The sequence below is a fragment of the Sphingobacterium sp. KH_072 genome, assembly GCF_057837975.1.
The window spans coordinates 3,159,636-3,173,289 of sequence record NZ_CM174457.1; the positions used below are offsets into that span (position 1 = coordinate 3,159,636).

14 protein-coding genes are annotated in these 13,654 nt (G+C 42.1%); 5 read left to right on the plus strand and 9 right to left on the minus strand.

What is annotated here, in order from left to right; all coding sequences use genetic code 11:
- Positions 1-6 precede the first annotated feature (6 nt).
- The 4 genes from AC3IRT_RS14090 to AC3IRT_RS14105 all read right to left on the minus strand — a co-directional run bounded on the left by AC3IRT_RS14090 (position 7) and on the right by AC3IRT_RS14105 (position 4,526).
- Positions 7-1,113 carry an efflux RND transporter periplasmic adaptor subunit gene (locus tag AC3IRT_RS14090; protein ID WP_489393846.1) on the minus strand — a complete coding sequence of 369 codons (1,107 nt, stop codon included), beginning with the start codon at positions 1,111-1,113 and terminating at the stop codon, positions 7-9.
- A gap of 4 nt (positions 1,114-1,117) precedes the next feature.
- The gene (locus AC3IRT_RS14095; protein ID WP_489393847.1) at positions 1,118-2,356 is read right to left on the minus strand and encodes a TolC family protein; all 1,239 of its coding nucleotides are present in this window, start codon (positions 2,354-2,356) and stop codon (positions 1,118-1,120) included.
- 117 nt (positions 2,357-2,473) lie between these two features.
- Positions 2,474-3,817, minus strand: a complete 1,344-nt coding sequence (locus AC3IRT_RS14100) for a sensor histidine kinase (RefSeq protein WP_489393848.1) — start codon at positions 3,815-3,817, stop codon at positions 2,474-2,476.
- A 4-nt stretch (positions 3,818-3,821) separates the two neighbouring features.
- Complete coding sequence (locus AC3IRT_RS14105; protein WP_489393849.1) at positions 3,822-4,526, minus strand: response regulator transcription factor; 705 nt, start codon at positions 4,524-4,526, stop codon at positions 3,822-3,824.
- Positions 4,527-4,694: 168 nt separating this feature from the next.
- Here AC3IRT_RS14105 and AC3IRT_RS14110 point away from each other — a divergent pair, with 168 nt between their 5' ends.
- From AC3IRT_RS14110 to AC3IRT_RS14130, 5 genes are all read left to right on the plus strand, one after another.
- The gene (locus tag AC3IRT_RS14110) at positions 4,695-5,267 is read left to right on the plus strand and encodes a Crp/Fnr family transcriptional regulator (RefSeq protein ID WP_489393850.1); all 573 of its coding nucleotides are present in this window, start codon (positions 4,695-4,697) and stop codon (positions 5,265-5,267) included.
- A gap of 66 nt (positions 5,268-5,333) precedes the next feature.
- Positions 5,334-5,753 carry a RidA family protein gene (locus AC3IRT_RS14115; protein WP_489393851.1) on the plus strand — a complete coding sequence of 140 codons (420 nt, stop codon included), beginning with the start codon at positions 5,334-5,336 and terminating at the stop codon, positions 5,751-5,753.
- 44 nt (positions 5,754-5,797) lie between these two features.
- Positions 5,798-6,253: a VOC family protein gene (locus tag AC3IRT_RS14120; protein ID WP_489393852.1), complete on the plus strand. Its 456-nt coding sequence runs from the start codon at positions 5,798-5,800 to the stop codon at positions 6,251-6,253.
- 123 nt (positions 6,254-6,376) lie between these two features.
- Positions 6,377-6,913 carry a hypothetical protein gene (locus AC3IRT_RS14125; RefSeq protein WP_489393853.1) on the plus strand — a complete coding sequence of 179 codons (537 nt, stop codon included), beginning with the start codon at positions 6,377-6,379 and terminating at the stop codon, positions 6,911-6,913.
- Positions 6,914-6,953: 40 nt separating this feature from the next.
- Positions 6,954-7,295 carry a VOC family protein gene (locus AC3IRT_RS14130; RefSeq protein WP_489393854.1) on the plus strand — a complete coding sequence of 114 codons (342 nt, stop codon included), beginning with the start codon at positions 6,954-6,956 and terminating at the stop codon, positions 7,293-7,295.
- Positions 7,296-7,377: 82 nt separating this feature from the next.
- Here the strand turns inward: AC3IRT_RS14130 and AC3IRT_RS14135 are convergent, their stop codons facing one another.
- The 5 genes from AC3IRT_RS14135 to pheT form a co-directional block, all read right to left on the minus strand.
- Positions 7,378-8,592 (minus strand): MFS transporter, encoded by a 1,215-nt coding sequence (locus tag AC3IRT_RS14135; protein ID WP_489393855.1) that lies wholly within the window; start codon positions 8,590-8,592, stop codon positions 7,378-7,380.
- Positions 8,593-8,742: 150 nt separating this feature from the next.
- Positions 8,743-10,302, minus strand: coding sequence for a ribonuclease Y (gene rny, locus AC3IRT_RS14140; RefSeq protein ID WP_489393856.1), 1,560 nt, complete (start codon positions 10,300-10,302; stop codon positions 8,743-8,745).
- Between the two features lie 243 nt (positions 10,303-10,545).
- Positions 10,546-10,836, minus strand: a complete 291-nt coding sequence (locus AC3IRT_RS14145) for a cell division protein ZapA (RefSeq protein ID WP_489393857.1) — start codon at positions 10,834-10,836, stop codon at positions 10,546-10,548.
- Between the two features lie 47 nt (positions 10,837-10,883).
- The gene (locus AC3IRT_RS14150) at positions 10,884-11,189 is read right to left on the minus strand and encodes a hypothetical protein (protein ID WP_489393858.1); all 306 of its coding nucleotides are present in this window, start codon (positions 11,187-11,189) and stop codon (positions 10,884-10,886) included.
- 29 nt (positions 11,190-11,218) lie between these two features.
- On the minus strand, positions 11,219-13,615 hold the full coding sequence (gene pheT, locus AC3IRT_RS14155; RefSeq protein ID WP_489393859.1) for a phenylalanine--tRNA ligase subunit beta: 2,397 nt from the start codon (positions 13,613-13,615) through the stop codon (positions 11,219-11,221).
- Positions 13,616-13,654: the final 39 nt, after the last annotated feature.

Genomic DNA, 13,654 nt, shown 5'->3' on the forward strand with positions numbered 1-13,654 from the left:
GGTAACTTAGTGAGTTAATTGTTCGAAGATCAACAACGCATTTGATCCAATTACTTTTTCATCTGGGGCAAAACGCTCTTTCACGTAAGTATATTCTTCATTGCTTGCGATTTGGGTGATTTGTCGTACTTCTAGTGCACAATCGCCTTTGTAGATGACCACGTATTCTTTGTTGTTGCTAAAAACCTTGGCCGCATTGGGAATGGCAAACGCTTTTTCGGCCGAACTTTTACGGTCGATGATGATATCGGCACTCAAACCAGGCATCAGGTTGAGGTTTTGGTTCTCCAATACGACACGCGCTTTGAGCACATGTTCTTCATTATCAAACACATTATAAATCTTATCGATTTTGCCTGTGTACAATTGATCGGGATAAGCCACTGTACGCACCTTGACCGGATCGCCATTATTGACGAAGCGTAGATTCCGTGCATAAATATTCACCATCACCCACACTTGTTTCAAATTTGATATGGAAAACAATGGTTCGCTATCTTCCGTAATGCTTTGGCCTGCACTGATTGATTTTTGTATAATATAGCCGTCTTTGGGCGCTAGAATTTGGAATGTGCCCGGTCCTGCGGCCTTAAAAAGCTGTAGCGATTGCGATACGCGATCGAGTTCAATTCGTGCCGTGGCCAATTCGCTTTCGGCTTCTAATACCTCTGGTTTTGAAGCCAGACCATCTTCGAGCAATTCTCGTTTGGTTTGCAACTGATGCTCTAATGTCTGTATCTGACTTTGATGAAAGCGGCGTTGCTGTACTAAATCTTGAATTTCATTGGATTTTACCGTGACCAACACCTGCCCTTTGCGCACAAAATCGCCCAACTCAAATTGCACTTGCTCTACCGTACCGACGAGCAAACTTTGGAAGGCGACGAGGTCATTTTCATTGTACTCAATCTTGCCAGAAAGTGCCAATTGTTCGGTAATGGGACGTTCCAGCACCTCCAGAATGGCTGTGCTACCGCGCAGTTGTTCGTTGAGACAATACGCTTGCGTTGAATCTGCCGTTTGCTCATTTTCCACGTTCGCACTTGTAGTCGATCCACAAGCAGAAAGAGCCATACTGGCCAGAATTATGTAATAGGTTATGTGCTTATTCATGATGCTAAAAGTCATTGCCAACTACAAATTGTAGTTCTTCATACGTGTTTAAATAATTTTTTTGTAGCTCCAACATCGATTGGTACGATGCACGCCAAGCTTGGGTGAAGTCAATAAATTCGAGCAAGGTGATTTGCTTCGAAAGCATATTTTTATGATAGCTTTCCAACATCTTGCTTTCTGCTTCTACATCCAAGCCAGACCAGCGGTCAAGCGTTTGTCGGTATTGGACTAATTGTGCGGTAAGACTATTCAACCGTGTATCCAAGGCAATTTCGATCGCTGAGCGATTGGCACGCTGCTCTTCGATTTGATATTGAGCCACCTTGATATTTCCTTTGTTTCGATTGAACAAAGGCAAATCCATACTGACACCTAATCCAAAGAAATCCTGCATGATATTTCCACCGCGGTCATAATTAATCCCGACAGTAAGATCTGGCTTTCTGTTAGCTAACTCGAGCTCCAGTTCTTTATCGGCAATAAGGAGTTGATTTTGCTGCTTTTTGATGCCCAAATTATTCTCAAAAGCCTTAGCTCGCGTGTCTAATGGTACGCTGCGATTGAGGCGCTGTGGCATATCTGCAAAAGAGAGCTGTTGGATGCTCATACTGGGCATACTGGTCAATGTTTGGATCACACCGATCGCCTCGATCAATTCAGTTTGCAAATCGACTTGCTCTTTTTCCATCGTCATCAACTCCGACTGCACACGCAGCCAATCTGCTTTGGAAACATTTTGACTAGCCGCTTGCCTTTTAAACGTTTCAGTCAGATTGGTAAATACCGCCACGGATTCTTGGAGTTTGCCTAGATCATTGCTAATCACATAGAGCTCATTATAGGCCTGCCGAAGGTCTTTTCGCAACTCGCGCATCAGTTCTTCGTACTCGAATATGGCGTTGTTTTTTTCTAGCGAACGAATGGCTACGCGCTTTTTCCGCTTACCCGCTGTTTCAATCAACTGTTCCAATTCGACCGCCACTTGTTGTGTGCGGCCATAATTACCAAATAGTCGGGCGAACTGCTCACTAGTTTGATTGCTCCAAAGATTGACCTCGCTAATGCTTAATGTTGGATTGTCCCATAGTTTTTCTTGCACGATCTCGGCGTCCGCCTGATTGACTTGGAATCGTGAGGCAATGAGCATAAAATTGTTCTGCAAGAATGCAGCCTCCAACTGCTCCAGAGAATAGGTTTGAGCTTGTCCAACCTGCGAAAAGAGCATGCCGGATAAGAGCATGATATATAATATTTTCAAGACGTAATACCAGTTTGTAAAGTCTCAAAAGTACGGGGCGAAGATTAAGCCTATTTCTGATTAAGATTAGAATTTGATTAGAAATGCTTTGCTAAAGCACTAAACCCTGGAGAACAACAAGGTAACGGTCGTACCGCCCTTTCCAGAAGCAATATTCATTTGTATACCATGTAGAGAAAATACAATGCTCGCCATAGACAAGCCAATGCCTTTGCCTTGATAGGCAGACGTGTTTTGGCCACGAAAGAAATTTTGTGTGGCGCGCTCCATATCCTCTGGCGGAATGCCGATACCATGATCCACGATACGAATACTCAGTTGGCCATTATTCTCATGCAGCGATAAGTACACCGTTTGGTTGTCGGAGTATTTAATGGCATTTTCGACGAGGTTATTAATAGCCAGCTCCAGCAATTTGTCATTGCCATTCATCTCCAAAAAATGATTATCCTGCACATCCATAAACACTTCAATCTGTGCATTGTGGTACATCGTAGCATGCTCTACCACTTCCCAGAGTACTTCGTCGATACGCATGGGCGCGAAGTCAAAATTGGTTTTTGCACCGGTAAGTAGCATCATGTGATCCAAGGTGGATTGGAGATCTTGAATGTATTCGTCCAGCTGCTTGACCATCGTTTTATATTCTTCGACCGATCTATCTTTCTGACTGGTAACTTCTAGCGTTCCTAAAATGGCTGCAATCGGTGTACGCAGCTCGTGCGATACATAATCGATGAAGTTTTTTTGAATATTAAAGGTTTGACTAATCCGTTTGATGAAGCGGTTATAGCTATGGATCAATTCATCGACCTCTTCGTAGCTCCGATCAATCGTAATGGGTACGGTAAGATTCTGATGGTCGCGGGTATTGACTTGCTCGATAATCCGCAAAATAGGTTGATACGCGATCTTTCCTAGCCATCTAGAAAACAATAAAATAATCAGTAAGCTCGACAAGAACACCGCGCTGAGGATGCCTAACAATACGTACATCAATTCTTGAAAACTTTCCTTGCTGCTCCGCGTAAATACCACGAAATCGCCTTGATTATCGTGATAATGTATACCAGCGTAAAAGTCGGTCTTCGATTCAAATACATAGTAATCTTCTGCCCGAGTCTTGGCCAAGACGGTTGGAGAAATCAGGAGATCTTGTTCCATTCGCCCGTATGCTTGCTTGTCTGTACTATCGTACACTGCAATGTTGGTTGTAGAGATTAATCGTTGCAACTCATTTTGTACGCTAACGTGCTCCGCATGTGTTTGCTCGTCTTTCTCCAAGTAATACACCGCAGCGACTAAGGTGGTATTTTGCAGATTCTTATACTCGTTTTGCTGTGCCCAACGGTAGAATAGTGTATAGATGACCACCGTCGTAAAAACGAATAATACGCTAAAAATCACTAAAGAATAGTATGAAAGGCGCGATCTTAGCTTCATCCGATCAGAGATTGCTTTTAAACATATAACCAATACCTTTTACCGTGTAGATGTATTTGGTGTCGGCCGTTTCTAGCTTATTGCGCAAGTAGGATATGTATACATCTACGACATTGGTCTGGTTGTCAAAATGAATGTTCCACACCGCATTTAATATTTGTAGGCGACTCAAAGCCATGTTTTTGTGATCCACCAAATATTTAAATAATTTGAATTCGCGAGGCGAAAGCTCAATGGCTACTCCGTCCCTACTTACTTGATATTGATGGAGATCAATCTGCAAATCTGCGATTTCTACAATGTTGGAGCGTGGTGTGGGCTGCTGACTGTGACGTCGCGTTAAGGCGTGAATCCGGGAAAGCAATTCTGCAAAATGGAAAGGCTTTGTCATATAGTCATCAGCTCCAGAATCCAAGGCAGATACTTTATCATTGACGGTTTGCAGCGCACTCAACATCAATATGGGTAGGAGATTTTTTTTATAGCGAAGCGACTGTACCAACTGAATACCATCCATCTTTGGCAACATCACGTCTACGATCATCAAATCCCATGACATCTCGATATAATGTTCGAGCACTTCCTCTGCGTTTTTGGATAGCGTGACCGAATAGCCAACTTCTTCCAATCCTTTTATCAGAAAGCTGCTAATTCGGGTATCATCTTCAACAAGTAAGATTTGCATAGAATGGATTGGAATGAGTTTCATGACCGCAAGATGTTGCACACAAACCGCAACGAATCATATGGGGTTACGTACGAAGATAATAAAAACGGGCTGAAATAATGCCTATGTACTAAGCAGTACGTTGGATTGACCATGGAGAAGGATATGAAGCGGATATAACTTACCTTTGAGATTCCTATTCGACAGCGCATGGACATCTTCATCGAGCAAGTAGAACGCTACCAAAAGCTCTCTGCGGAGAGCAGAAATGCTTTCCTGGAAATATGTGTAGAGCATGACATCAAAAAGGGAGCCTTTTTGCAAGGGGCGGACGAACCCGCGAAGTACATCTATTTTATCGTAAAAGGTTTGGTGGGATATTATACGACGACCAAAAATGGCGATGTGTGCTATAAAATGTTTTTTGCTGAACATAGCTTTGTAGCATCTACCGCAGCCGTAATCGATCACTTGCCTAGCCAGTTCGCTATTGTCGCGCTTGCGGATTGTGCCGTGATCCGATATCCAGCCGAAAGCTTTCGTCAGCTTTGCAATACTTACCATGATATCGCATTATTTCATATGCATTATCTAGAAATCAATTGGGTACTGAAAAAAGAACCTTTGGAAATCGCGTTGCGTAATGAAACGGCGAAAGAACGATACCTAAAATTAAGTAGCGAACTACCCATGTACACCAAGCTAAAAAAACATCAAATTGCCTCCTATCTCGGCATCACGCCCACACAACTAAGCCGCATCATCAAGGAGTTAAAAATCTAAAACCTCAACATTTGTAGACGTTTTTGTAGACACTACTTGCCAAATTTGTCTTAAAAAACAAACGTGATGATCAAAACAAATAGACGAACTATTAATCCAAAAAATCTTTTTGACCCCACGCCGTATGGATTCGCGCACAGTATTAAAGTAACTAATCCGACTTCGATATGCTTCGTATCCGGACAAAGTGGCGGTGTCGGATCAGAGCATGAACTTTCTCCCCATTTCAGGACGCAAGTGCGCGCTGCACTTCAAAATTTAAAGTTGCAATTGGAATTACAATCTTTCGAGTTGCAGGATGTGGTGAAAATAACCTTATTAATCGTAGATCATAACCCAGGCAAACTCGCAATTTGGACTGAAGAAGCAACCGAGGTTTGGGATAAAAACACGTTGCCAACGAGCACGCTCATTCCGGTACAGCAATTGGCATTGCCGGGTATGCTTTTTGAAATTGATGCTATCGCACAAAAAGGAAGCGAGTGATCAAAAATTTAAAAAATATAATTCATCAATAGTATCTTTGAAAAATGATCAAAGGAATATACGAAACGCATATACAAGTAAGTGACTTGGAAGATGCTATTGCCTTCTATACGCAAGTATTGAACTTAACGATTGGCCATTTGGATGAACATCGCCGAATTGCTTTTCTATACATGCCTGGCAATGATAAAACGAGCATGCTAGGTCTCTGGGAAGAAACTTCTAACTTGCAACCGCGTCATTTTGCATTCTATTGCGACAAAGATTTTATACTATACCATGCGGTAGATTTTCTACAAGAACATAAGCTGCAACCTTACAACTTTCTGAAAGATGGATCTGTACAACCAATGGTTTTTTGTTGGATGCCGGCCTTAGCGATTTACTTCAACGATCCAGATGGGAATCAATTGGAGTTTTTAGCTTTGCTGGAAGGTGCGCCGAAGCCAAGCTTAGGTGTGCTATCTTATGAAGATTGGTTGGCACAACCAAAACCTTAATTCTAGTATACTTCAAGACCCAACATTATATTTTTGACAGTTCCATATTTTGTCATCGTACATAGACATAATAGGACATCACACATGGATAATAAGCACACTATTGAACACAAATAAATATCTATGAGATTCAATTTACTTTTATCCCTTACTACATTGGCTATTACTCTATTTATAAGCTGCAATCGTCCATCACCAGATGAATTCTTTCAAACCACGGTCTTAAATACTAATATTCTTAATGAATTTGGATCTGAACGTTTTGCCAAATCATTAGTTGCGGAAACCGTTGAGTTTCCGGATATGCCCAGTACAAAAAATAATGGTGACGAAGCACAACAAATTGTGGATAACAAAATTGCTTACATCGAGCAGACGATCAAAAAGATTGAAGATAGCACAGCTCCAGACGAGGATGGCAAAGTGCTCAAGGAAAAAGCACTGGATCTCTTCAAATTTGTACTACCCGTATATCAAAACGAATATAACAAGTTAGCTATGATGTGTGATCAAAAGCAGACAGAAGAGAAAATCATGGCCGAGTCTGAAAAGATTATTGAAACATATGGATCGGCTTATGAAGCGAAATATGTTTCTTTGCTGACTTTAGGACAAGATTACGCGGAGAAGCACAGTCTTAATGTTTCCTTTGGTAAGTAGATCACAATAATAGATCATTCCCTAGTAAATATATTACACCATGACAAACAACCACATCAATTACATTGAATTCAGAGCCACAGATCTACTGGCTATTAAAGCGTTTTATACCAAGGCTTTCGAATGGAATTTTACAGATTATGGACCAAGTTACGTGGCATTTGCAGGAAGCGGCTTAGATGGCGGTTTTGAAAAAACTGATGAGGAAGTCATCAACGGCGCATTAGTTGTGCTTTATCACGAAGATTTACCGCTAGCAAAGCAAAATGTGATTCACGCCAATGGAATTATTACGAAAGATATATTTTCTTTCCCTGGAGGACATCGCTTTCATTTCCTAGATCCATCAGGAAATGAACTAGCTGTATGGTCAGATCAATAATCTATTCACTTAAAGATCGATGCTCTAAAATATAAGTTTTAGAGCATCAATCTTTATTACACCATACGTTACAGCTCAGCTATTATACTTTATTTGGTGCTAAACGTATTTTTTTTCTGAATAATAAATGTGCCACCAATCCCAAAAGACCAAATAGTACACCTACTGCACAGACGCCCGACCATTGTGCGTATTCCCAAGCAATCGAAGCCAGCCATGTGCCGAGCGATCCACCGATAAAATAGGAAACCATGTACACTGTATTAAGCCGGTTGACGGCATCTGATTTTAATGCGAAGTAACTGGTTTGATTCATAATATGGCTTGCCTGTACACCTAAATCCACCAGAATAACCCCGACAATAAGTCCCCAATAGGTTTCTCCACCAAAGTACGTAAATCCCCAACTACCAATCAAAACCAGTAAGGAGTATAGGATAGTGCGGTCTGTTCCAATCTTCAATTGTAATTTGCCGACTTTGGCTGCTGCCAAAGCACCTGCTGCTCCTGCCAGTCCAAAACTGCCAGCGACCGAAGCGCCAACGTTAAATGGAGGTTGCTCCATATGAAATACTAAAGTGGTAAAAAGTGCTGACATAGAACCAAAAGCCATGGCACCCCGAAAAGAAGCCAATTGCAAGACTGGTTGCGTCTTCGCTAAGCGAGCTACTGATAACATGAGTTGCTTGTAGCTTCCTGAAAAGTTAGGGTGCATTTCGGGAAGCATTTTGTAAACAATGACCCAAACAAAAACCATTATTCCTGCTGCGATACCAAACATAGAACGCCAACCCCACAATTCACCGACGATTCCTCCAAAAAAGCGCGACAAAAGAATCCCCAATAACAATCCTGACATTACTAGACCGATATTTGCAGACTTTTCTTGATCATTTGAAAGCTGTGCTGCGATTGGCACAAACAGCTGTGGAATGACTGAAGTAGCTCCAATCAGCAAACTGGCGGCATAGAGCATCCATAATTCTTGAGCAAAAGTCATCCATAATAAGGCTGCAATCACCAAAAGCAAATCGATAAGAATAAGTCTTTTTCGTAAGAGCTTGTCTCCTAAGGGCACGACCAATAGCAACCCCAAAGCGTAACCTATCTGAGTAAGCACCGAAATTCTCCCTGCCGCACTCTCCGAAACACGCAGCTCATCTGCAATTAACGCCAATAGCGGCTGATTGTAATAATTATTGGCTACAACAAGGCCTGAGATAATAGCCATTAGCCAAACTAATGTGCGTGATATACCCGTAGTTGTTTTTGCTGCTGTCGGACTAGATTCTTTCATCAAATTGATCACACATTATTTTAAACGACAATTATTAAACTCATAAAGACAATACTTCCAATCGGTGATAAAAAATAAGGCCGACCAAAGAATAGGCCTGCCTTAATGATATTTTAAATACAAGCAACGCGGAAAAACGTTGCTATAAATTTATTTTGCGAACGAAACCGATCGAGTCTCGCGAATTACCGTTACTTTGATCTGACCTGGATAAGTCATCTCCGTCTGGATACGGTTAGAGATATCTGCTGCCAAGATCTCGGCATCGGTATCATTTACTTTTTCACTTTCTACCACTACGCGGAGTTCACGACCTGCTTGGATGGCGAAGGTTTTCTCTACACCTGGGTAAGAAAGTGCTAAATCTTCTAGTTCTTTCAATCGCTTGATGTAGCTTTCTACTACTTCTCTACGCGCTCCCGGGCGTGCACCAGAAATAGCATCACAAGCTTGAATAATTGGTGAAATCATGGAAGTCATCTCAATCTCGTCATGGTGAGCTCCAATCGCATTACATACTTCTGGATGCTCTTTATATTTCTCTGCCAACTGCATACCCAAGATAGCGTGTGGCAATTCTGGATTATCGTCTGGCACTTTTCCAATATCGTGCAATAGTCCAGCACGCTTAGCCAATTTTACATTCAAGCCCAATTCTGCCGCCATAGTAGCCGCAAAATTCGCCACTTCACGTGAGTGTTGTAGCAAGTTTTGTCCGTAAGATGAACGGTAACGCATACGACCAACCATACGAATCAATTCTGGATGCAATCCGTGAATTCCTAAGTCAATGGCAGTACGTTCACCAATTTCTACAATTTCATCTTCGATCTGCGATCGCGTTTTTGCAACCACCTCTTCGATACGAGCCGGGTGTATACGACCATCGGTTACTAAACGGTGAAGCGATAAACGCGCAATTTCGCGACGTACAGGATCAAATCCAGAAAGGATAATTGCCTCTGGCGTATCATCCACGATGATCTCCACACCGGTTGCGGCTTCCAAAGCACGTATATTACGACCTTCACGACCGATGATACGACCTTTTACCTCATCATTTTCAATATTAAAGATGGATACCGTATTCTCAATCGCAGATTCCGTCGCGGTACGTTGAATAGTTTGGATAACTACTTTTTTAGCTTCTTTAGAAGCCGTTAGTTTCGCCTCGTCTACAATATCTTTGATCTGCATGATCGCCTGCGAACGAGCTTCTTCGCGTAGCGAGCTCACTAATTGTTCTTTGGCTTCGTCGGCAGTCAATCCGGCGATGGTTTCCAGTTGTTTGATGTGCTGATTTTTCAACGCCTCTACTTCTTCGCGCTTCTTGTCATTGATTTCCACCATCTGCTCCAACTTCTTGCCACGTGCTTCCAGCTCTTGCTTATCGCGATTCGCATTTTCTAGCTTTTGGTTGAGTGACTGTTCCTTTTGTTTGATGGAGTTCTCTTTTTGAGCGACGGTACTATTACGTTGGTTCACTTCTTTCTCGTGCTCCGCTTTCAGTTGCAAGAATTTCTCCTTTGCTTCCAAATGACGTTGTTTTTTGACGTGCTCCGCTTGCTTTTCGGCTTCTTTGACGATATTTTCTGCCTTTTCATTGGCCGTTTGTTCCTGCTTCTTGAGCAGCATTTGCAACAGGTATCGTCCGATCACGATGCCTATTACCAGCGATATGATTATTGATATAGTGATAGATATATCCATTTTATATAGAGTAAATAATTAAAATTCAGTCAAAAAAAAACCGCAATTAAAAACCAGGTCTCATGTATTATTAAACTTCGAATTCACATGATTTGAGCGTATGATCATGACCCAGATGGCTTTCGCAAAATGGCCTACATCTTGTTTTGCTCGTGATATTGAAGCGTTAAGTTTAAAATAGTGACAACCCGAATTTAACTGCGGCAAATTCGTTGTTTTAAGCCCGTAAATAAAGAACGTATTTTATTTATTAAAAAAATCGGAAAGCAATTTATCTAATTCGTGAACAGATTGCTCAATACCCTGACCTTGATCCTGTGCATTGCGTTCTGCTTTGATCATCCCAGTGGCATATTGCAACACACACATGGATAACAAATCCTGTTTATCACGAACTGCATAATTGTCTTGCAATTCTTTTATTTTTTCGTTTATCAATTTCGCAGCGTACCGTATCACCTCTTCTTCATCCGTCTCTACCCGCAATGGATACACTCGGTCTGCGATATTTATTTTTATGGAAATGTCTCCCATTACGTTGAGCTTAAAAATGTATACTATCCATGTTGGTGTGCCTTAGGCTACTTCAACAGATTGATACATTTATCTATTTCACGGACAAAATCGTTAATTTTTTGTTTCGTGTCAAGTACTTTTTCACTTACTGCCGCATTTGCCTCAGAATTTTCAAAGGATTTAGCGACCGCTAATGCTTTCACTCTTTCCTCCAATTGTTTTACTTTTTCTGAGCTTGTACCAAGTGCTACTTGCAGAGATTGAACCTCCAATTTCAACAAGTCATTTTCCTCTTGGTATGCTTCACACAATTGAATTAAATTTGTCGCCTTCTCGACGATAAGATCCATTTGCGCAGATAAAGAAGCCATATTTTGCGATTATATCAAATGTTTTTCACTTAGCGCACCTCAGCGCCAACTTCCTTCTCAAAGTTAACAATTAATTTTTGAATTACGCCATCAATTTGTTTATCCGTTAGCGTCTGATTTTCATCCTGAAGGGTGAAACTAAGCGCATAAGACTTCTTTCCGGCAGGCAATTTATCACCTTTGTATACATCAAAAATCGCCACATCTTTCAGCAATTTTCTTTCGGTTTTTTGTGCCAATAGGCGAAGTTGCTCAAAGGACACTTTCTCATCTAATAGCAAGGCTAAATCCCGACGTACCGCTGGAAATTTAGAAATTTCCTGAAACTTGATCGTTTGTTTCTTAATCATTTTCAGCACCGCATCCCAATCAAACTGCGCAAAGAAAACTGCTTTGTCGACATCTGCTTTTTTGAGATTCTCTTTGGAGACCTCTCCCAACTCTACCAAGGTCTTTTCCCCCTTTTTATAGGTCAGGCCGTAATTGAAGTACGATGAACTGGTTTCCTCTACGCGGATTCCATCAATACGCAACCGTTTGAGAATACCATCTACAACCGCTTTGATTCCGTAGAAATTTACGGGAGCTACTGCATGATTCCATTGCTCAGGAGCCTGCCGACCTGCGATTGTGATTGCTAAGTGATGTTTTTCCTGATACTTGTCTTCTATCAGATGGTAAGATTTGCCGAACTCGAATATTTTCAAATCTGCACTTTTGCGCTTCTGATTGTAAGATACTGCCGTCAAAGCGGAAAACAACAAGTTTTGGCGCATAGTATCTAGATCCGTACTGAGCGGATTCAATAACTTCACCGCCGTATCCACATTCTCAGCATACGCTTCTTTGCTTAAGGAGTTAGACAAAATCTCCCGATAACCATTGCCGATCAACAGATCAGCCACCTGATTCAAGATTACTTCTCGATCTGGTTTTTGCACCGTATTTAGCGATGCTTTGATCTGAGTTCCTAACTCAATATTGTTGTATCCGTAAATGCGCAAGACTTCCTCGATCACATCCACTTCACGTGTTACATCCACTTTAAATGGCGGAACAGCCACTTCCAACACCTCTTCTGTCTCCCGCTCGATACCGATCCCTAAGGACTGTATAATTTCTCGGATATCCGCTTTAGGAATTTCTTTTCCTATCAGCCGTTGCACCCGGCTGTAATCCACTTCAAAACGGAAAGCTTCTACCGGAGCTGGGTATAAATCGGTAATAACCGAAGAAACTTGGCCGCCAGCCACTTCTTGAATCAAAGCAGCGGCTTTCTTCAAGGCAATCACCGGCATGTTGGGATCTGTACCACGCTCAAAACGGAAAGATGAGTCTGTTTTTAAGCCATGGCGTTTAGCTGTTTTGCGCACGGTAACCGGATGGAAATACGCTGATTCTAGAAAAATATCGGTGGTTGTTTCAGAAACGCCCGATTCGCTACCACCAAATACACCAGCGATACACATCGGCTTTTCTGCATCGGCGATCACAAGATCTTCCGAAGACAACTTGCGTTCTACGTCATCTAAGGTGACGAATAATTCATCTGCCTTTGCTTTGCGCACCACGATTTTGTTGCCCGCAATCTTGGCTTGATCAAATGCATGCAAAGGCTGCCCAAGATCGTGTAATATATAGTTCGTGACGTCGACCACATTGTTGATCGGACGTACACCAATAGTTTGTAATTTTTCTTTGAGCCATGCTGGAGATTCCCCTACGGTAATTCCGCTGATATTTACCCCGGCATAGCGTGGAGCGTCTTCTGGCGAAAGCACTTCTACCACAGTACCTGCCGCTTGTGACTCTGCTACCGATTCCGTGTTGATCGGCTGCAAATCTTTGCGGAAATAAGCCGCTAAATCACGCGCAACACCTAGATGTGAAGCTGCATCGGCACGATTTGGCGTCAAGCCGATTTCAAAGCAGAAATCGTCTTCCATTTGGTAGAAATCTTTCACTAACAAACCGGGCACGGTTCCTTCTGGCAATTCGACAATACCAGCGTGAGATGTACCTAAACCAACTTCATCTTCTCCACAAAGCATCCCTTCGGATACTTCGCCACGAATTTTAGATTTCGTTATCTTAAAGGGCTCGCCACTACTTGGGTGGCAAACTGCTCCTGGAGGCGCCACGATCACTTTCAAGCCGGCGCGACAATTGGGCGCGCCACATACAATTTGAAGTGGCTCAGCGGCTCCTACATTTACGGTCGTGATTTGCAATTTATCCGCATTAGGATGGCGTTCACACGTCAATACTTCGCCGACGAACAAACCTTCCAATCCGCCCGGAATACTTTGCACCTTATCTACCGCTTCTACCTCCAGACCAATATCGGTCAAAATAAGAGATAGCTCGTCGGGCGTGTAAGACGCGATATCGATAAAATTCTTAAGCCAATTATAGGAAATCTTCATGCTGATTCTTTTTTCGTGGTACAAATATAGAATTTTACG

Excerpts from the sequence above, each read along its gene's own strand:
- AC3IRT_RS14090 (WP_489393846.1), bottom strand. The coding sequence starts at position 1,113 with ATGAATAAGCACATAACCTATTACATAATTCTGGCCAGTATGGCTCTT.
- AC3IRT_RS14095 (WP_489393847.1), bottom strand. The coding sequence starts at position 2,356 with ATGCTCTTATCCGGCATGCTCTTTTCGCAGGTTGGACAAGCTCAAACC.
- AC3IRT_RS14100 (WP_489393848.1), bottom strand. The coding sequence starts at position 3,817 with ATGAAGCTAAGATCGCGCCTTTCATACTATTCTTTAGTGATTTTTAGC.
- AC3IRT_RS14105 (WP_489393849.1), bottom strand. The coding sequence starts at position 4,526 with ATGAAACTCATTCCAATCCATTCTATGCAAATCTTACTTGTTGAAGAT.
- AC3IRT_RS14110 (WP_489393850.1), top strand. The coding sequence starts at position 4,695 with ATGGACATCTTCATCGAGCAAGTAGAACGCTACCAAAAGCTCTCTGCG.
- AC3IRT_RS14115 (WP_489393851.1), top strand. The coding sequence starts at position 5,334 with ATGATCAAAACAAATAGACGAACTATTAATCCAAAAAATCTTTTTGAC.
- AC3IRT_RS14120 (WP_489393852.1), top strand. The coding sequence starts at position 5,798 with ATGATCAAAGGAATATACGAAACGCATATACAAGTAAGTGACTTGGAA.
- AC3IRT_RS14125 (WP_489393853.1), top strand. The coding sequence starts at position 6,377 with ATGAGATTCAATTTACTTTTATCCCTTACTACATTGGCTATTACTCTA.
- AC3IRT_RS14130 (WP_489393854.1), top strand. The coding sequence starts at position 6,954 with ATGACAAACAACCACATCAATTACATTGAATTCAGAGCCACAGATCTA.
- AC3IRT_RS14135 (WP_489393855.1), bottom strand. The coding sequence starts at position 8,592 with ATGAAAGAATCTAGTCCGACAGCAGCAAAAACAACTACGGGTATATCA.
- rny (WP_489393856.1), bottom strand. The coding sequence starts at position 10,302 with ATGGATATATCTATCACTATATCAATAATCATATCGCTGGTAATAGGC.
- AC3IRT_RS14145 (WP_489393857.1), bottom strand. The coding sequence starts at position 10,836 with ATGGGAGACATTTCCATAAAAATAAATATCGCAGACCGAGTGTATCCA.
- AC3IRT_RS14150 (WP_489393858.1), bottom strand. The coding sequence starts at position 11,189 with ATGGCTTCTTTATCTGCGCAAATGGATCTTATCGTCGAGAAGGCGACA.
- pheT (WP_489393859.1), bottom strand. The coding sequence starts at position 13,615 with ATGAAGATTTCCTATAATTGGCTTAAGAATTTTATCGATATCGCGTCT.